The organism is Streptomyces sp. NPDC046759, assembly GCF_040645475.1.
In the GTDB taxonomy this organism is placed as follows: domain Bacteria; phylum Actinomycetota; class Actinomycetes; order Streptomycetales; family Streptomycetaceae; genus Streptomyces.
This window is the reverse complement of sequence record NZ_JBEYYJ010000003.1, coordinates 18264-35306: the sequence shown is the minus strand read 5'-3', so window position 1 is coordinate 35306 and position 17043 is coordinate 18264. Positions and strand designations below refer to the sequence as shown.

Genomic DNA, 17043 nt, shown 5'->3' with positions numbered 1-17043 from the left:
GCGTCAGTGGCGGCTTTGCCTGTGAGAGAGAACTCGCCGGATGGGAGGGGCCGTACCAGGTGCGCCGGACCAACTTGTCGAGCAACCGGGTCGCCCATGAGGCGCTGGTACAGACGCATCTGACCGCCCGAGTCCCTACGGGCGTGACCGGCCCGGCCCGTGCGTGGCTTCTGTGAGTTCGGGTTCCAGGCCCTCGCTCACCGGGTGGTGCCCAAGACCGGCTTCGGTACGCCACGCTTCGAAGGCCGCGGTAGTGACGGCGACGACCGCAAGGCCGAGCAGCCAGCCGCCCAGGACGTCGCTGAACCAGTGCACACCGAGGGCGACTCTGGTGAAGCCGACGCCGAGCACGCTGAACACGGCGACGCACCAGCAGGTGGTCCGCCAGACCGTCGGTACCAGGGGCAGGAGCACCAGGACGAAGATGGCGAAGGACGTGGTGGCCGTCATCGCGTGGCCGGACGGGAAGGAGTAGCCCGGGGCATGCGCCACGGGGTCCTGCAGAGCCGGTCGGACACGTTCCACAACCGTCTTGACCAGCAAGCCGATCAGCCCGCCCGCCACGGCGGTCACCGTCGCCCAAGCAGCCAGGCGCCACGCCCTGCGGTGGAGCAGCCAGACGGTCAGGGCCGCGACAGCCACGCGCAGGGTGACGGGGTCCCAGACCCGGTCGGACAGCAGGTGCAGGACGGCGGTCCAGGCCGGGTGACGGACGGCGACTTCGTGCAGGCGTTGTGCGGCGCCGATGTCGATGCGCCGCAAGGGCGCCCACTGCCCCTCGACCAGTACCAGGATCAGTGCGAAGGGCACCGCGGCCGCAGCGGCGACGGCTGCGGAGACGAGCAGCCGTGCGCCGAATCTGCGGTCGGCCTGCTGGCGACGTGCACGAAGCTGCCGTAGGGCGGTCAGCGTGCCCATTCAGACTCCCGGATCTTCTTGGACCGGGCCGGGACGCCGACCGCGTGCCGCTTCCAGCTGGGCGGCGAAGGACAGCCCGAGGAACAGGGCGATCGAGGTCAGGTAGGCCCACAGCAGCAGCGACATGAAGGCGCTCAGCGGGCCGTAGACGGTGTCGAAGGAGCCGCTGAGGTTGAGGTACAGGCTCAGCAGCCAGGTCAGTGTCATCCACAGCAGCAGGTACACGGCCGCACCGAAGGCGAGCCAGGTGTAGCCCGGCTGTCTGCGGCGTGGGGAACGGCGGAAGACGGCGCTCGCGGAGATCAGGGCCAGCAGCAGACCGAGCGGCCAGCGCAGGATGTCCCAGGCCTTCTGGGCGCTGCCGCCGAGGTGGTAGACCGTGACCGCCGCGGAGGCGAGGTAGTCGCCGGCGACCATGGCGACGAACCCGAGGCCGAGCGGAAGGCCGGCGCCGACGGACATCACCAGGCCGCGCAGGTACTTGTGGTGGAAGGGACGGTCGCGTTCGTTGCCGTAGATCCGGTTGGCGCCGCGCTCGATCTGGCACATGGCGGTGGTGACGTTGACCAGGGAGAAGGCCGCGCCGAACCAGAGGGCGGCCTCGGCGCCGCCGCCCGACGTGTGACGGCTGCTGTCGAGCGCGTCGTCGACGACGCCGGCGCTGGGACCCTGTGCGATCCGGTGGATCGTGAGTTCGGCGACCCTGCCGACATTCTCGGTGTGGAGTGTGGTGGACAGACCGACGAAGGCGATGACCAGGGGGACGACCGCGAGTACCGTCTGCAGGGCGAGAGCCCGGGCGTGACTGAAGCCGTCGGCGTAGCGGAAGCGGATGAAGGCATCGCGCAGCAGCGACCAGCCGCCGTAACGGCGTAGCGCGGCCCAGGCCTCGTCGGCGGACAGTTCCTCTCCGCTCATGTCCCGTGTCTCGGGGACCTTGGTGGCGGTACCCACCTATTCCCCCCGTGCCGGCAGCAGCATGGTCAGGGCGCCCGGCCTGACCTCTGCGATCAGGCGGCGGCCGGGTGCCACGGGATCGCCGTCGAGTTCGCGGGGCTGCAGGTCGTCGAAGGTGATCTCGGCATGCCGGAAGTCGAAGAACTCCACAGGTGCGCCGTCCGTGCGGCCGTTCTGTGCGGGAACGGTGGCTGCGGCCGACGACGGTTCCATGGTCCTGCCCCGCAGGAGCGCCCATACGGCGCGCATCCAGCCACCGAGTCCCCGCGGGTCCAGGATCAACAGGTCGAGCCGTCCGTCGTCGTAACGGGCACCCGGGAGCAGCGTCAAACCGCTCTGTACGGTGCCGATGTTGCCGAGGAGCACCATGCGGGCCGTACGGCGCAGGGCCGGCGCGCCGTCCAGGCGGATGTTCACACTCATCCGAGGGGTGCGCAGCACGCGGAGAACTGACACCGCATAGGCGGTCCAGCCCAGCACGGCCTTCGCGCGGTCGCTGTGATTGGCGCGCTCCAGCATCGCGGCGTCGAGGCCGGCGCCGGCCATGGCGGCGAAGTGGGTGGCGGCCAGGCCGTCGCCCTCGATGCGGCCGAGGTCGATGTGGCGCGTCGTACCACGCAGCGCGGCATCGAGCGCGTCGGCAGGAGACAGCGGCAGTCCGAGGTTGCGGGCCAGGAGGTTGCCGGTTCCGCAGGGCACCAGCAGGAGAGGAACCTCCGTGCCCGCCAGGGCGTCGGCGGCAGCGCGAACCGTGCCGTCGCCCCCGCAGACCACCACGAGCATGGCACCCTGGCGGACGGCATCGGCCGTCTGGCCACCCCCCGGGTCCTCGGCGGAGGTCTCCTTGAACGCCGGTTCGTCATAGCCGTGTCTTTCCAGGACCCGGCGCAGCGCTTCGCGGTCGGTCCGGTCGGTGACGGTGGGATTGAAGATCACCGCGGCGTGACCGGGCGGCCGCCCCGCGCGGTCGGCGACGGCGGGGAGCGTGGAGGCGACGGGCGCAGCAGTCACGAATCCGTCCGTGAGCAAGGCACGTTGGACGATCAGCAGGGACAGGCCGCCATTCACGAGACCGCCCACGACATCGGTGGGGTGGTGCATGCCCCGGTACAGTCGTGCGAGGCCCACCGCGACGGGAATGAGGAACAGCAGGCCGGCCACGACTCTCCGCCAGGGACCGCGCAACCGGGACAGCACCAGCACAGCCAGGCCGCCGTAGAGTGCGGTGGCCGCACCGGTGTGACCGGAGGTGTAGCTGGAGGTGGGCAGCGAGCCGTCGAGACGGTGCACCTCCGGACGGTGACGGTCGACCGCCACGGTGATGACCAGGAAGACCAGCGACTGCAACGACACGGCGAGGGCGAGGAAGGCTGACTGCCGCCACATCGGGAGCCTGGGGATCAGGATCAGGCCCAGACAGCTCAACAGAGTCACGGTGATCACCGTCGGGGTGTCGCCGGCCTCGGACGCGACCGATGACAACGCGGTGAGAGAGCCTGTGCGCATACGCTCGAAGGCTTCATCGACCTTGTCCTCGACCGTCAGCGGCCACAGACCGTGGGCGGGTCCGGTGATCAGCAGGCCGATCCCCACCATCAACGCCGCCTGGCAGGTGGTCAGCGCGCTGATCCATCCAGCGGACCAACCGATTCCGTGCGGCACTGCGGAGCGGCCGCTCCTGGTGGCGCCGGGGCGGTGCCCAGGTCTTTCACCGGGCAACTCGGCAGGTGTTCCCGTTGCAGCGGTCGGCATCCGTACCCCCTGATCACGTCTCGCGGCATGTTCGGCCGGAGGTCGTCCCCTGGCTCACCGCCGTATGCCCGCTCAGCTCCGAAGCAGGCAGACCTACGTCCGGCTCACTCCGCCTCAGGAGACCGACCGGCCGCCTTGGTGCCGCCGATCACCTGGCTCACCGGCGGGGGTCGCTGCACGGACCCGCTTCTCGTAGTCGGAGAAATCGACTGTCCCCGCGGTCCTTGCCGCCTGACGGTCGAGCTTGAGAATGTAGGCCTCTCCCTCGGGCGAACCCCCATGGTCGACCCGATGGTTCAGGACCTTCCTGCTCAACTGAACACAGCTGACGGCCTGCTGTGTCGGCTGTCCCGTGCCGACCTGTAGGCCGCTTGCCTCGGCCGACGCTGGGATGGAACTCGCGGCGTCCGGAGCAGCCACCCGAAGGGCTGGCACAGTCACGTCCTGGACATACCCACTCTTCGCCCGTCTCCGGTTCCGGCGTGCTCGGGTGTGCGCGCTCGGGCGGCGGCGGCCTGCCAGGTGCCGGCGACAAGGCGCTGACCGGGACGCGCCGCCGTGATCGAGGGCTGCCCCGCTCGCTCCTGCGCGGACCGCCACCGCAACCGGCCCCCCTCTCCGGGGCCAGGCCGGGGAGGTTTGTGCATGGCGTCAGGATGTGGCTGAGCGAGAAACTACTATGTCGTCGAGCTTTGAACGCCACTGGGTGCGCAATGGGGCAGCCGCGACTGGGCGTCGGGCGCATGGTGGGCTTTGGCGGCGTCCTGCGATCCGCGGGAGTGGACCGACAGGGATGGGCGGCGCGCCGACATCCGCCCCCTCGGAGACGCTCAGGACGAGTGGCGCGCACGGCGTCCCTATGATGGGCGATAGGGGCAAAGCCGGGGAATGGGCCGATGCCGATGATCGGATCTGCGAGTGACCGGCGGTTCGACGGGGGAGAGGAAGGTCACGGCGGAAGGCTAGGGCCGAGGGCTACGACTGCCGCCGCTGAATCGCGCGGCCGGGTCCACGGATGGCGGCCTGCGCTCCCTCCGCGGCCCGCACTAGGACACCAGGCGGTGTCGCTCTCGGTGGGCCTCCTCGATGTGCTGCGCAGCCGCTCGCTTCACAACGGCCGCCGAGCCAGGGGCAACACACAGCGGGAGGGGCCCGGCCGGCGCACGCCGGACGGGGGTCCGCAGCCGCCACCCCCGCTGCCTCGGCAGGCGCGGCAACTGGGCCTTTCGTGGATTGAAGAGGCACCGGTTGGGCACGCGACTCCGGGCCGGCAAGGTCGGCCGCCAGTGCGCCAAGGGCGAACTCGGCACGTGTGGGGTGGGGCCTGCCGGCATCCGTCCGCCGGGCGGTCGCGCGCGGCCGTCGCCTGCGGGGAAGCAGGCCGCAGTCCGGGACGCGGTCCCCGGGCCCGGCCCCGGCCGCGGGGCCGGGCCCGGGGGAGCAGGTCAGCGGACGTAGCGGTGCATCGTCACGGTCGGCATGAAGTCGGCCAAGGGGTCGTTGCCGCCACTGGTGCGTGGTGCGCGTGCCGCCTCACGGTCGAGGACGGCTTTGACCTGCCGGGCGAGCTCGTCGGCCTGACGCGTGATCTGGTCGATCGGCAGGCGGGACGCCCTGAGGGCGTCCACCTGGCGGTTGATGCTGTTCAGTTCGCTGCGCGCCTGGCGACTCAGGCTGAACTGCCGGGGTGTGGCCACGACGAATTGGTAGGCGGCGGAGACAGTCTGGCACGCCGGGCAGTGTTCGTTGACGGACCTGCTGATGTTGGTGGCGTTGATCAGGCGGGCGTTCCGGCCGGCCGTGGTGACGATCTGGTAGGAGAGCGCGACGGAACGGCAGGGGGCGTCCAGGGAGCATCCCGCCGAGACCGCGGTGGCCCGGTTGTTGGCCGTCACGGCGACGGAGGGGCCGTATTCGTGGAGCACGAAGGATTGGTCGAACTGGTTCACGTGAGTCCTGTCTGCGTGGCTGAGCGCGGCGTCGACAGCGATGGCGACGTCGTGGGAGATGCCGGCACGGCCGGGGGTGGCGCGCGCCGCGGTGGTGACGGCCGTCATGGCCAGGCCGGCGGTGACGGCGACACCGAGACGGACGGCCGTCTTGGTGGCCCTGGGGGTGCGCGGCTTGCGATGGTGCATGGTCTTCTCCTGCATAGGGTGCGGTGGTGCGTGGTGTCAGGAATGGCTCGGGATCGATGGCGCGGTCGCCGAGGGCGGTGGCGAGGTGGGGGGAGGCTGCGAGGGCGAGGAGGAGTCGGAGGGGGATTCGGTGGGGGTCTGACTCGTGGACACGCTGGGAGCGGGGCTGGTGGGCGTGGTGCCGGCCGACGTCGTGGGGCCCGGTGAGCCGGTGCCGGGCGGCGGGGCTGCCGGGGATGCGGCGGACGGTGTGGCCGCGGGGGTGCGCCGGCCGCTTGCGGTGGGGTGGGGGACTTGCGCAGGGCGGCTCTGCCCGGGCGTGGCGCCGACGGAGTGGCGGGCGGCCGGATGCGTCGCAGTGGCGTGTGTGGGGGTGGGGGACGGGGTGCGCGGTGCGGGTTTGCCCGGTTGCAGGACGGGGGTGACCGGGGCCGCTTCCGGAAGCGGTTGGGGGGTCAGGCCCTGCACCCAGGCCGTGGCGAGGACGGCGCAGCCCACGGCGGCCGCGGCGGCCAGCGCCAGACGCACCACCGGCCTTCCTGCACTCGCCCTCGCGGCAGCACGCCAAAGGCGGGCTGCCAGCCGGGCGGCGAGGTAGGCGCCTCCCGCCATCGGGCACAGCAGCATGAATGTGCCGATCACTCCGACCAGCCCGGCCGCCATGTGCCCGTCGGCGAACGCCGCGATCGTTCCCAGGCATTGGTCGTGCAGGCCGCGCGCCGCAGTGGCCAGCAGGCGCGGCAGGTTCCACAGGGCGTACGCCGCCTCGGCGAGCAGCAGTGGGACCATGGTCAGCACCCACACCGTCACGATGGTTCGTGCGGAGCGTTTGAGGTCCGCCACCTGCGCTGCGGCCCGGTGGTGCCCGGGCAGCAAGCTCAGCAGGATCGGCTTGACCTTGCCGTACAGGTCGGGTACGCCGGCGAGGTCGCCCAGGATGTAGTAGCCGTCCAGCCGCACCGCCGGTACGAGCTGCTCGAGGACTTCGAAGTGCGCGAGGTACACCGCGGCGAGAAGGAAGGACTGGCCGGTGAGCAGGGAGGCTGCGGTGAGGGCCAGCATGAAGATGACGTTGAAGTAGACGCCGCCCAGTCCGGTGCGCAGGCGGCCGGCCTTCCCGATCCGGTACACGTCGGTGACGTCCGTGTACATGGACGGCCAGATCAGGAAGATGCCGCATCCGATCTTCCCGGGCACTGCTCCGCTGTACCGGCAGGCCGACGCGTGCCCGAACTCGTGGAAGAGGAGGGAGGCCACGGTCAGCGCGAAGATGATGAGCATCCACAGCGGCTGTTCGAGCACCTGCAGCACGGGTGTCATGGCTCCGTGGACGGCGAAGAGCCAGGCGTCCATGACGACGACGCCCGCCAGCGTCAGCACCACCACCAGGGGCCGGTGCAGCCATGCGAGCGCGGTGGCGATGCGGGCCACGTGCCCCTCATGGAAGATCACTTTGTGGCCGCGCAGGGCAAGCAGCAGGTCGGAGCGGGGAGTGAAGACCTCGCCGGGGTGGTCTTCGAAGGGGACGGTGATCCCGAGCGGGGTGAGCTTGTGCTCCACCAGGTAGACGATGTTCTCCGTGGTGACTTCGGCCCCGTAGCGGCCACTGACCCGGTGGGAGATCGCCTCGGCGTCGCGGACGCCGTCGACACTGCTGACGACGAGGTACAGCAGGCGCGACAGCTGGATCACTTGTCCGTCGCCGCGGCGGACGATGTATCGGCGCTCGGTGAAGCCCGACCCCTTGTATTCACCAAGGGTCTGCAGACGGTGGCTCGGTTGCGGGACGGGTGCGGTGCTCGGGGACGCCGGGGTGCCGGCCGTCATGGCGGGCGCCGGGTGTGCGAGGGGACCGGACGCGAGCGTGGCGACCGTCTGCCCGGGGGAATGTCCGGGGTGTGGAGCGTGGGCCTGCAGCTTGGTGAGGCTTCTGTTGTCTTCGGACGCCGGCATGGTCTTCTCCTGGGCGCATCTGACGGTTCGACACATGTGCGCGGTGTGCAGCGGATGCCGGTTGGGGTGTCGTTGCATCCCGGCAGCCGCCCAAGAGGGCACGACCGCATGGGGGCGGTCACGGGCGGCGGGTGCGCGGTGAGGTGAGGTTCGGTGCGAGGAGAGCGGTCCCGACGCGGACGGCTCGGTCACCGAGGCCGAGTGGGCCGGAAGCGTACTCGCGGGTTCTATTGGCCAACCGGGCTGGCTGCCACGGCTCTTGATGCACCATGAGCAGCGAGCCGGCCGTGGCGTGGTGAGGATCTGCCAGGTGACCCGGGCAGGGCCAGGTCCGTTTGCCGACCTGACCCTGCCCGGTCCGCGTTACTGCTGCACGCTGATGCTCTGCGTGGCTTCGGACTGGGCGACCGCGTACGGCGAGCACTGGTTCAGCGCGGCCGATTCGTTGTGCGCGTCCACGTGCGCCACCTTCTTCGTGACGGTGGTCATCTTGGCGAAGTTGAACGAGAACTTGCCGAGCGCCTCACGCCTCGGCAGCAGTTCTGCGGTCTCGGCCTCGAGCTGGTCCATGTTCATGAAAAGACTCCTTTCAGCCTTCAAGTGATGTGTGAACAAAACGAGTTCCGGTGCGTTACGGCCCAACATGCCGTCGGGCCGCTGTCCGGCCTCGTTTCGGCCTGCCGGCGCGTTCCGGCTGACGGTGAGCGAGAAGCAGGTTGTCTGCACGGCCGTGCCGCAGGATCGGTGGACGGCGAGAAATCCCTTCCTCCGCAGCCGGGTCATGCGGAAACCCGGCAGCGGAGTCGGGGCGCGGCGGAACTGGGAGACAACCGCCCGCCGTCCAAAGCCTCCGAACGATTCGTCCGGAGATCCCGGACAGTAGCCGAAACCGAAGGAAAAGTGCAAACAATTCAAATGCGACATTCGTTCAAAGTCGCACTGCCGTTCACTTGCGTGGCATCACCAGGGCCGATTGCGATGGCGCGGCACTGCAGCGCGCATCCGGCCACCGGCCGCCGGGCCGGTCGGACGCGGGGCGGAGGTGCCGTCGGCGCTCGGGACGGCCGGGCGCGGCACCGCGCAGTCCTGGACCGGTGGGGTCGGGCGGCGCTCCGGGTAGGGTTACGTGGGCATGCCCCAACGGGCGTGCGGACGTGCGGCACATGACGGCGGGAACGGCGTCGTCCTCGCCGACGGATGTCCGACGGCTTCTGCGCATTGACCGGGTGGTGCCGGCGCGCTTCCGTGGGTGGCGTGCGCGCAGGTCACCGCCGCCGGTCCGGCACATCGGCGAAGTGTCCGGCGCCGGTTGATCCGGTCTTGTTCAGCAGGCCCCGGGCGTGGGCGGTTTCGCCACTCTTCCGCCTGCAAAGGGCGTTCCACGGCACGAAGCCCCCCGGCGACCTGCGTTCGGTGGACACGGCCCGGTCGCCCAGGGCGAGCTCCGCCGGGCACGACCGGTTACCGCTCGACAGGGGGGAGATGAATGCCCTTTGTCACCTGCAGGTCACCTGCTGGCGGAACTCAGCTGACAGCAAGTCTGTAGACCGTCAACTCGGTTCCGTCGAAACGGACCTGGAAATCCGGCGGGCCTGTGCCGAGCGTGGGAACGGCGTTGTTGAGGTTCTGGAGTTCTGCGGCGCTGAGAACGGCGGCAGCAGCCTTGATCATGTCGGTGAACGTCGTCTCCGGTACCTGCCGGAGCGAGTCGCCGGAAAGCAGAACCACCGCCTCGCCCGTGCTGCTGCGCACGACAGCGGTCATGGGGGCTCCTTGTACGACAAGCACCTGCTACCCCTCTCGGCGTGACCCTTTCGACCCGCTGGATGCCGGCACGGCAGGAGGATAACCTTCGCTCTTCCCACGACCGTAAGCCGTCGTGCACGCACTGGATTTCGGAAAGATTCCGCCGAGCTTAGCGGGAGAGGCATTGCCGAGTGGACGGACCTGGCGGGGCGTGCATGTGCTCGATTTCCCGCGGCCGTAGGTCGGGTGGTGCTGTCGGTGAACGCGGTGCGCGGCGACCTGGCCGTGTTCGGCCGGGTCGCCGCGCCGGCCCGGCCGCAGCGTGGGCCGGCGCGAGAGGCTGGAGCGGACGACGCCCACCGGCCCGCTCGTCCCGCGATGCCAGGTCTGCCGGTGACATCCCTCCCCGGGCAGTCGGCTCAGGCCGGGACGACCGGCACACGGTGATCCGCGGCAGGGGATCCTGGCGGGAGCGGTGTCATCTGCGTGTGCGCCAGGTGCGCTTGTTTTCCTGCAACGGCCCTGGATCCTGGGCCGCATCGATCTCCGCTTGGAGTTCGATCGCGTTGACGATGCTCCCGTTCAGTGTCCTGCGAATGATGGGATCTGTGATTCTCCACGCAGTCATGGCGTCGTCCGGCGAGAGCGTGGTCGAGTTCGGTGCCCGTCGTGGTGATTGAGGCGCTCGCTGTTCAGGAATGAGACCGCTCTCCACCAGAATCCTCCGATGATCAAGGTTGAGGACCGTCGCCCACGTCGTCAATTGCGAGGGCAGCGGCAAGGTTTTGCCGTCCAGCGTCCGGCTGATGGTGGTCAGGCTCAGACCGGTCGCGGCCGCCAGTTGCGCCCGGCCGCCCTGCCGTCGGCGGACGTCGTATCCGGCTGCCGTCGCAGCTCCTGTGAGATACGCGGCGACCCGCTGCGCCTGAGCCTGCCGCTTGGCCCGGCTTTCGTGGGGGGAATCTTTCGCACTCCGCATGCCCCGGAGGGTAGCGCGCAGGCATGTCGTCACACGCTGGTTGCACGCGTGCACCTTTGCAGGTCAAAACCTAGATCGGCATTTCTGCAGGCCACATCCCAAATCTCGTATCTGTGTGCGAATCAAAATACCCTTGCGTCACTCATGCCTGGCAACTTGCATATGTTGCGCTCGTGTGGGTTAGCCACACGGCTGCACGTTGCTGAGGGGGTCTTTTGACCATGCTTCGCCTCCACATGGCCACGCTCCTGGTAAAGGCCAGGGAGCTCGGTGACGAAAGTGTCGCCGACATGGCGCAGCGCACCGGTATCAGCAGGTCGACGCTCCACCGGCTCGCGACCGGAACGAAACAGCCGAGCCTGGCCACACTCTGGACACTGCGCGACGCCTACAGTGTCCGGCTCGACGCCCTCGTCTACGACGACCCGCAGACGATGCAGCGCAGCAGCCTTCCGCAACGGCAGCGTGTGCTTGCCCAGGACCGGCGCCGCTTGCGGCACGGGGACCGGGACCGCCACGCGGCCGGCTGAGAACCGGCCCGGTCCTGTCCCGGGTCCGCGGCCCGGAGGCGGTCTTCGCACCACCACCACCTCAGTTCTGCCACGAGCCCCACCTCACTTCTGTCCACGCACGATCGGGAGCAACCTTGACCACTCAGGCTCACGACGCTGCCTTCGACGGCAGCGCCACGGGGGAACCGGCCCTCATCACCCGTGCCCAGCAGGGCGATCGCGAGGCGTTCGCCGAGCTGTACCGGATGCACCACGGCGTTATCGCCGCGCTCATCGGCCAGCGCGTCAGATCGAATGCGGCCCTGGCCGAGGACCTCACCGCGGACGTCTTCGTGAAGGCGTGGGCCAAGATCACCACCTTCACATGGAACGGTACGTCGATCCGCGCCTGGCTGTGCACGATCGCACGTAACGTGGTCATCGACCACTTCAAGACCGCCACGACACGCCGCCTCACCTTCGTCGACCAGATCACCCAGGTGGGAGACGCCTGGGCCCCTTCGGTGAGCAACCCCGAAGACACCGTTCTGTCCTCGCTCGCGCTCGACGACCTGCATCACGCCCTGTCCGAGATCACCCCCCGTCAGCAGGTCGTCATCCGGCTGCGGTTCCTGGGTGAGATGTCCGTCCGCGAGACCGCCCGCACCATGGGCACCACCGACGCTGCCGTCAAAACGCTCCAGTGGCGCGCGCTCGACTCCCTCCGCAAGGTCTACGTGGGAGCTGTGGCATGACCATCGCCTACGGCAAGGGCACGGACGTCGAGCAGGAACTCACCGCGCGACTCAGCCAACTCGTCCACGCCTTCATCGCCGAACTGAACGCACAGGGCCGCTTGGTGGAGCCCGGCGGGGCCGACACCCTCAGACGACTCCGGGAACAGAACCGGACGCAGCACAGTCTGCCTGAGGCGGAACCCGGCGACACCGCGGTCACCCAGACCGCTGCGCATCCGGCACCGGGCGCCCCGGCCCTGTGGGAGGCGATCACCGCGCCCCGCGCCGGGGAGGGCACACCAGGCGTACCCGTAACGCCCCGCCCGCTGCACATCCTCTGCGTGTCCGAGACTGCCCCCACGAGCGCGCACGTGCTCGACTCGTGCGACGCTCCGGTCGGCAGACCCGACCCGGCCGACCCGGCCCCCGCCCAGCAGGCCGCCGAGTTCGGACCGGTCACCGGACACAGCACCGGCGCCCAGGAGTCGCGCACGGCCGACGGGGAGCAGGCGCAGTCCCCGGCCGCCGCCACAGCGGCCAGGCTGCGGGCCGAGAACGCGGGCCGGCTCGAGGTCACGCAGATCACCTCGGATCATGAACGTGTCACCGTCCACATCAACGCCATGTCGCTGGGCGACTGGGAATACTGGCTGGCCGCGATCGGTGCACCCCTGAACGCGCCGACCCACCGCAGCGGATGGGCCCAGACTGCCACCGGGCACCTCGACGGTGTGGAGGTCCGTCTCACTGCGGACGCCGTGCCCCGCCTCTTGGAGGAGGCGGCGCAGAGGACTACCGAACCCTTCTGTCTGGGGGGCCGCATCTACGACCTCGCCCTCGGCCACACCGACCGCCTTGGCCAGACCTGGCACTACCACGGGCAGCGCCAGGAGGACGACACCCCCCTTTTCACCGTGGGCGGTACCAGCGGCCTGCTCTACCCGCTCACCACCATCGTTACGGCCAACGGGCCCCTCACCCCCGCCGCCGCGAACCCCGACCACCCCGAAACCCGCTGAGCACGCGTCGCACCGCCGGTCGTCCCCTGCAGCCCCGGGTCCGCACGCGAAGACCGCTGCAGGGCAGACGATGGCTGCCGAGGCCGCAAGAGGCCACCCCGGCTGCGCGGAGTGCGGTCGTCGGGCGCACTCGGGTCGCATCGGGCTCGCCACCGCAAGGGCGGGGCAAACTGCCGACTTCAGCCGGCACATCACTCCAACCGCTCCTGCTCGGCATGCATGGGGCCTGCGGCGGCGCGTCGCCGAGGGCAGGGGCACGGGACCACCGCGAGGGCGGTGCGTGGTACTCGGGGTGGCCGGGGTCCTCGCCGAGCGGCACGACCGCCAAGCCCGGGGCCGAACGCCTGGCATTGCACGCCGAGGACACCTCCGCCGTCCGGCGCCACGTCGCCCACGCGGCTCAGCACGGGTGGAGCCTGATGTCGCCGGCGTCGTAGGTGACCTCCTCTGGCCGGACATTCGATCGCGTGGCACGCCGACCTCCCGCAGGCAGGGGCGATCAACTCCCCGGTTGGCCAGGCGCACTGACGCACAGGGCGTCCCGTCTCAGTGAGCTGGTCCTCCAGGCCGCCGACGCCGAGCGGCTCTCCGGGTTCCGGAGCGAGGCCCTCTGCCACGTCGAACTCGGCCGCAAGGGCGACGCAGGCATCGAGATCGGGGCGCCCGACGCCGGTTTCACCGGCCGCAGTTCACACTCGTCCTCCACCCCGGGCACCGGCCCACGGCCCGAGCAGCTCCGCCTGCCCATCGACGTCAACGCCACCGACCGTGACCAGGACGCCGAGCTGGAGCGGCGGCTCGCGCTCGGCGCCGGGTCCGCCGACGTCGGCCGGAGCGGCACCGAGAACTGGCAGGCCCTGGCCGACCCGGACGGCAACGAATTCTGTCTCCTGCACGCCCGGCTGGGCCCCTGTGATGGCGTGCGCGGTGGCGCCAAGCCGCTGGGCCGTTCGCGTGCGGCCGGGGATGTGCTTCACGATCAGCGCCCGGGCCCTGGCTTGAGTTGCACCGTGTTGATCGACGAGCGGCGCGGATGCCGCGGCGGCGGGCCTTTGCGTGGAGCCGGCCGTGGGCGGGGCGGTCGGCACGCGTGTGAGGGCGCCGACCGGCCGTGTGCTTGAGGTCGTGGCACGGGTGGAGGTGCGGCTCGCGGTACGGGACTCGCCCTGGCCGATGTGCTCTTCGTTCACGGCGCAGGCTGAGCTGGTCCACAGGTGTCGACCACGGCTTGCAGTCGCAGGGCAGCGTAGCGAAGGCGCCGGTGAAAAAGAAGGTGCAGAACGCCCCGGCGGCAGGGCCGTTAGACTCATCGACAGGCGGTCACTCCCTCTCCACAGGAAGAACCGGCGTGCCCAACACACTGCAGGAAATGATCAAGCACAAGTTGGACCAGAACGGATGGTCCTACAGCGAAGTAGCGCGCCGCGGTGGCATCTCCCGTTCGACGGTCCACCATCTGGCGACGTCGGCGCGGCTGGCGCAGATGCCCCAGCAGACCACTCTGGAGGGCTTGGCCAAGGGACTGGGCATCCCGGTGGCGCCAGTGCAGAGGGCCGCTGCCGAGGCCGCGGGCGTCAACCTGTACCTCGAGGATGCGCCCGAGGCCGCGGATCCCGAGGTGGCGATCCTCATCGCGAGCGTCCACAAGTTGAGCCCGACCGACCGCCGGCATGTGGCCGTCCTCGTCGAGTCGTTGCTACAGGCGAACGGCACCGGGTAGGGAAGGCGAACGTTCGGGCCGTACGTCGGGGCCCGTCACTTCGGGCGCGGAAGCGGTGGAAGCGTTCGTGCCGTGTGGAGCCAGTCGATGACGGCGTGCACGGTGACGCAGTCGAGTTCGGCCAGTTGGAAGACGGCCTGGACGTCAGCTGCAGCGAGGGGAACGCATACCTTGTCCAGGGCGCCGTACAGGCGCAGTCGGTGGGCGTGGGCATTCGAGGAGTCCTGACCTTCGTGGATGTCGGGTTTGGGGCCGCCGGTCGCCGGCAGAGGTGGTGTCGTTTCCAATTGATCCGCCTTGGTGTGGATGGGCAGGCTGGGCCGGCGGCTCACGCCTGCCGGGTGAAGCGGTCGAAGGTCTCGCTGAGCTGGTTCTCGAGGGAGTGAGTGTCCGGCCAGAGGGACGGACCGTGCAGTTCGCGGTGGATGGTGTCCCAGAAGGACCCGACGACCGCGTGGTCGTACCAGTCCCCTACTCTTCCGCGGACGGGCGCGCATTCGAGCAGGGCGGCCCGCTCGGTGAAGGAGCAGGCGAGCAGGCTGTCGTGCGCGGTCCCGGCGGCCGGTTCGGCGTGGGCGGCACGGGTGATGGCGGCCATGAGGGCGTGGTGGACGAGGCCGCGGTGTGCTGTCGCGGCGGTGCTCCAGCCGATCAGGCATCGGGATGCGGTGTCGAGGACGACGGCCGTGTACAGGGGGCCCAGGAGCGTGGTGAGGGCGAGCACGTCGACGGTCCAGCGCCGGCTGGGTGTGCGGGCGCCTTCCCACGGGACCTGTTCGTGCAGCCGTCCTGCTCTGCCGCGGATTCCGGCCCCCTTCATGATGAGCTCCACAGTGGTGTGGCTGACGACGATGCCGTAGCGGTGGCAGAGTTCCTGCCTCACCCTGCGGTATCCGTAGGTGGAGCCGGACTCCTGGTGGATGTCGAGGATCAGGCGGGTCAACCAGGCCCGGCGCAGTGCTCGTGGGGAGGGGCTGCGTGCGCGCCAGGCGTAGTATCCGGACTCCGAGACGTCGAGGAGTGCGGCGATCCTGCGTGCCGGGAAACCCTGTGACGCCATGCGGTGGATCACCTCGTAACGTCTTTTGGGGGCATCATCTGCCGTAGCGTGGCGATGACTTCGCGGCACAGGAGGACTTCCTGCTCCAGTTCGTCGATGCGGGTGCGGGCCCGTGCCAGGTCCGACCCGGTCGCACGGGAGCGCCGCCAGCGGTAGACGGTCTGCGGGGAGATGCCCAGTTGCCGTGCGACCTCCTTCGCCGGGTGTCCTTCGGAGACCAGTTGCTCTGCGCGGGTGCGCAATGCTGCGGGGTGAGGACTGCTCACTGGATCCCACCCGTTCATGCCGCTGCCGGAGGCTGGGTGAAGGGGCCGGTGCGGGGGCCGGTTCACCACCTGGCGTCTGCTGGTGGATGTCGCCGGGTCCGCCGTCCGCCCGGCGTTCGAGGGTCGGCTCGCCAAGGTGTGTCTTCCCCCGGCCGGCAGGCGTCGTAAGGACCCTGACACCGGCGGCAGGCCTTGACCGTCCGGTACCCGCACCGACACCCAGCCGGCCGTCTTCATCACCCGGCATGCTGTGTGAGCCTCGATCCCTGCGGCGCCGCAGGGGCACGCCCGGGGGGCCCGCCCCTGCGCCAGGGGTCGTGCTACTGCCGGACGCTGATGGCCTGGGAGGCCTGGGACTGGGCGACCGCGTACGGCGAGTACTGGTTCACCGCCATCGACTCGTTGTGGGCGTTCACGTGCGCGATCTTCTTCGAGACGGTCGTCGTCCTGGCGAAGTTGAACGAGAACTTGCCCAGCGCCTCGCGGCTGGGCAGTAGCTCGGCGGTCTCGGCGTCAAGCCAGTCGTTGTTCATCAGGAGGCCTTTCATGAGTGAAGGGATGTATGCGAAACCGGAGCCGGGCCAGGCGGCGCCATCGCGGGAGCCGTAGGCCGGGCGCGACTGCGTCGCACGGATCCCGGAGGGACGCTGTCACCCTGGGCGGCCGGGCCATGGGGAACACGCAGGCTCGCGCCAACCCCGCCGTCCGGAGTTTCTGGACGATTCGTCCAGAGGGCGTGGACGGTAGCCGAAAATGCACGGTCAGTGCAAACCGTCTATTTCCGACATTCGTTCAGAAGTGCGTGTCTGTTCCATTTCTTGCCTCTGGGCTCAACTGCGCGCCCCATGCCGCGTGGTGCGGCCGCCGCTGCTCCGCCGGCTTCGACGGTGTGCACAGATACGAGGGCAGCACCGGCGGGCCGGCCGGCCCCTTGCCCCGACCGCTTGCCCGCGCCGAGGCATCGAGAACGCTCCCGTCCCGGAACCAGCGGCCACAGTCGGCCACGGACGGTGTCATGAGGGCAGCGGTGGGCCCCGGTTGCCCTCCACTGGAGGGCGCGCCGATGCGCGCCGCCGCCGAAGTTCCCCTTCGGTGGCCCCGGCCGGCGGCCCTGGCCCTCATCTCCCCTGTGCCGGAAAGCGCGCCGCACCGCCCGGGAGGTGCCCCGGTGACCTTCGCCTCTGCGCGGCCGCCGTGCAGCCGGCGGAAGGCGACACGCAGGAGTCCGGCGTGGTCTGCCGCCCGCGGATGGTCGGCAGGCATCTTTCAGCGAGAAATGCACTCCATAAAAGTCGGGGCAGCGCCGA

The 17043-nt window shown here is 69.9% G+C and carries 16 protein-coding genes and 1 pseudogene; 5 read left to right on the top strand and 12 right to left on the bottom strand.

Translation table 11 applies throughout. The features are described 5' to 3' along the window. Positions 1-135 precede the first annotated feature (135 nt). The 8 genes from ABZ919_RS04945 to ABZ919_RS04910 all read right to left on the bottom strand — a co-directional run bounded on the left by ABZ919_RS04945 (position 136) and on the right by ABZ919_RS04910 (position 10443). The gene (locus tag ABZ919_RS04945) at positions 136-918 is read right to left on the bottom strand and encodes a phosphatase PAP2 family protein (protein WP_361242921.1); all 783 of its coding nucleotides are present in this window, start codon (positions 916-918) and stop codon (positions 136-138) included. Next, complete coding sequence (locus ABZ919_RS04940; protein WP_361242919.1) at positions 919-1872, bottom strand: YihY/virulence factor BrkB family protein; 954 nt, start codon at positions 1870-1872, stop codon at positions 919-921. After that, a complete protein-coding gene (locus ABZ919_RS04935; RefSeq protein WP_361243477.1) occupies positions 1873-3471 on the bottom strand; it encodes a diacylglycerol kinase family protein in 1599 nt (532 codons plus the stop codon). Between the two features lie 1601 nt (positions 3472-5072). Further along, complete coding sequence (locus tag ABZ919_RS04930; protein ID WP_361242917.1) at positions 5073-5765, bottom strand: hypothetical protein; 693 nt, start codon at positions 5763-5765, stop codon at positions 5073-5075. 36 nt (positions 5766-5801) lie between these two features. Then, positions 5802-7718 (bottom strand): hypothetical protein, encoded by a 1917-nt coding sequence (locus ABZ919_RS04925; RefSeq protein ID WP_361242915.1) that lies wholly within the window; start codon positions 7716-7718, stop codon positions 5802-5804. A gap of 363 nt (positions 7719-8081) precedes the next feature. Further along, the gene (locus tag ABZ919_RS04920) at positions 8082-8294 is read right to left on the bottom strand and encodes a hypothetical protein (RefSeq protein WP_361242913.1); all 213 of its coding nucleotides are present in this window, start codon (positions 8292-8294) and stop codon (positions 8082-8084) included. 948 nt (positions 8295-9242) lie between these two features. After that, the gene (locus tag ABZ919_RS04915) at positions 9243-9482 is read right to left on the bottom strand and encodes a hypothetical protein (RefSeq protein ID WP_361242911.1); all 240 of its coding nucleotides are present in this window, start codon (positions 9480-9482) and stop codon (positions 9243-9245) included. 460 nt (positions 9483-9942) lie between these two features. Then, positions 9943-10443 carry a transcriptional regulator gene (locus ABZ919_RS04910; RefSeq protein ID WP_361242909.1) on the bottom strand — a complete coding sequence of 167 codons (501 nt, stop codon included), beginning with the start codon at positions 10441-10443 and terminating at the stop codon, positions 9943-9945. 236 nt (positions 10444-10679) lie between these two features. Here ABZ919_RS04910 and ABZ919_RS04905 point away from each other — a divergent pair, with 236 nt between their 5' ends. The 5 genes and pseudogenes from ABZ919_RS04905 (at position 10680) to ABZ919_RS04885 (ending at position 14410) form a co-directional block, all read left to right on the top strand. Further along, a complete protein-coding gene (locus ABZ919_RS04905) occupies positions 10680-10973 on the top strand; it encodes a helix-turn-helix transcriptional regulator (RefSeq protein ID WP_228620895.1) in 294 nt (97 codons plus the stop codon). Positions 10974-11089: 116 nt separating this feature from the next. Next, a complete protein-coding gene (locus tag ABZ919_RS04900; RefSeq protein WP_361242907.1) occupies positions 11090-11689 on the top strand; it encodes a sigma-70 family RNA polymerase sigma factor in 600 nt (199 codons plus the stop codon). Further along, positions 11686-12690, top strand: a complete 1005-nt coding sequence (locus tag ABZ919_RS04895; RefSeq protein ID WP_361242905.1) for a BN159_2729 family protein — start codon at positions 11686-11688, stop codon at positions 12688-12690. Before ABZ919_RS04900 ends, ABZ919_RS04895 begins: the two co-directional genes overlap by 4 nt. Before the next feature lie 524 nt (positions 12691-13214). Next, positions 13215-13601 (top strand): annotated as a pseudogene (locus ABZ919_RS04890) (VOC family protein); the annotation flags it as partial. Between the two features lie 437 nt (positions 13602-14038). Continuing rightward, positions 14039-14410 (top strand): helix-turn-helix transcriptional regulator, encoded by a 372-nt coding sequence (locus ABZ919_RS04885; protein ID WP_361242903.1) that lies wholly within the window; start codon positions 14039-14041, stop codon positions 14408-14410. A 35-nt stretch (positions 14411-14445) separates the two neighbouring features. Here ABZ919_RS04885 and ABZ919_RS04880 read toward each other — a convergent pair whose 3' ends face one another. From ABZ919_RS04880 to ABZ919_RS04865, 4 genes are all read right to left on the bottom strand, one after another. Next, complete coding sequence (locus tag ABZ919_RS04880) at positions 14446-14742, bottom strand: hypothetical protein (protein WP_361242901.1); 297 nt, start codon at positions 14740-14742, stop codon at positions 14446-14448. After that, positions 14739-15470, bottom strand: coding sequence for an IS3 family transposase (locus tag ABZ919_RS04875; protein WP_361242899.1), 732 nt, complete (start codon positions 15468-15470; stop codon positions 14739-14741). The genes ABZ919_RS04880 and ABZ919_RS04875 overlap by 4 nt, the downstream gene beginning before the upstream one ends. Positions 15471-15478: 8 nt before the next feature. Then, the gene (locus tag ABZ919_RS04870) at positions 15479-15736 is read right to left on the bottom strand and encodes a helix-turn-helix domain-containing protein (RefSeq protein WP_361242897.1); all 258 of its coding nucleotides are present in this window, start codon (positions 15734-15736) and stop codon (positions 15479-15481) included. Positions 15737-16056: 320 nt separating this feature from the next. Next, the gene (locus ABZ919_RS04865) at positions 16057-16269 is read right to left on the bottom strand and encodes a hypothetical protein (protein ID WP_361243475.1); all 213 of its coding nucleotides are present in this window, start codon (positions 16267-16269) and stop codon (positions 16057-16059) included. Positions 16270-17043: the final 774 nt, after the last annotated feature.

What these genes read in the sequence shown, in the direction of transcription:
- ABZ919_RS04945 (WP_361242921.1), bottom strand. Translation starts at nt 918, where the DNA reads ATGGGCACGCTGACCGCCCTACGGCAGCTTCGTGCACGTCGCCAGCAG.
- ABZ919_RS04935 (WP_361243477.1), bottom strand. Translation starts at nt 3,471, where the DNA reads ATGGTGGGGATCGGCCTGCTGATCACCGGACCCGCCCACGGTCTGTGG.
- ABZ919_RS04930 (WP_361242917.1), bottom strand. Translation starts at nt 5,765, where the DNA reads ATGCACCATCGCAAGCCGCGCACCCCCAGGGCCACCAAGACGGCCGTC.
- ABZ919_RS04925 (WP_361242915.1), bottom strand. Translation starts at nt 7,718, where the DNA reads ATGCCGGCGTCCGAAGACAACAGAAGCCTCACCAAGCTGCAGGCCCAC.
- ABZ919_RS04920 (WP_361242913.1), bottom strand. Translation starts at nt 8,294, where the DNA reads ATGAACATGGACCAGCTCGAGGCCGAGACCGCAGAACTGCTGCCGAGG.
- ABZ919_RS04915 (WP_361242911.1), bottom strand. Translation starts at nt 9,482, where the DNA reads ATGACCGCTGTCGTGCGCAGCAGCACGGGCGAGGCGGTGGTTCTGCTT.
- ABZ919_RS04910 (WP_361242909.1), bottom strand. Translation starts at nt 10,443, where the DNA reads ATGCGGAGTGCGAAAGATTCCCCCCACGAAAGCCGGGCCAAGCGGCAG.
- ABZ919_RS04905 (WP_228620895.1), top strand. Translation starts at nt 10,680, where the DNA reads ATGGCCACGCTCCTGGTAAAGGCCAGGGAGCTCGGTGACGAAAGTGTC.
- ABZ919_RS04895 (WP_361242905.1), top strand. Translation starts at nt 11,686, where the DNA reads ATGACCATCGCCTACGGCAAGGGCACGGACGTCGAGCAGGAACTCACC.
- ABZ919_RS04875 (WP_361242899.1), bottom strand. Translation starts at nt 15,470, where the DNA reads ATGGCGTCACAGGGTTTCCCGGCACGCAGGATCGCCGCACTCCTCGAC.
- ABZ919_RS04865 (WP_361243475.1), bottom strand. Translation starts at nt 16,269, where the DNA reads ATGAACAACGACTGGCTTGACGCCGAGACCGCCGAGCTACTGCCCAGC.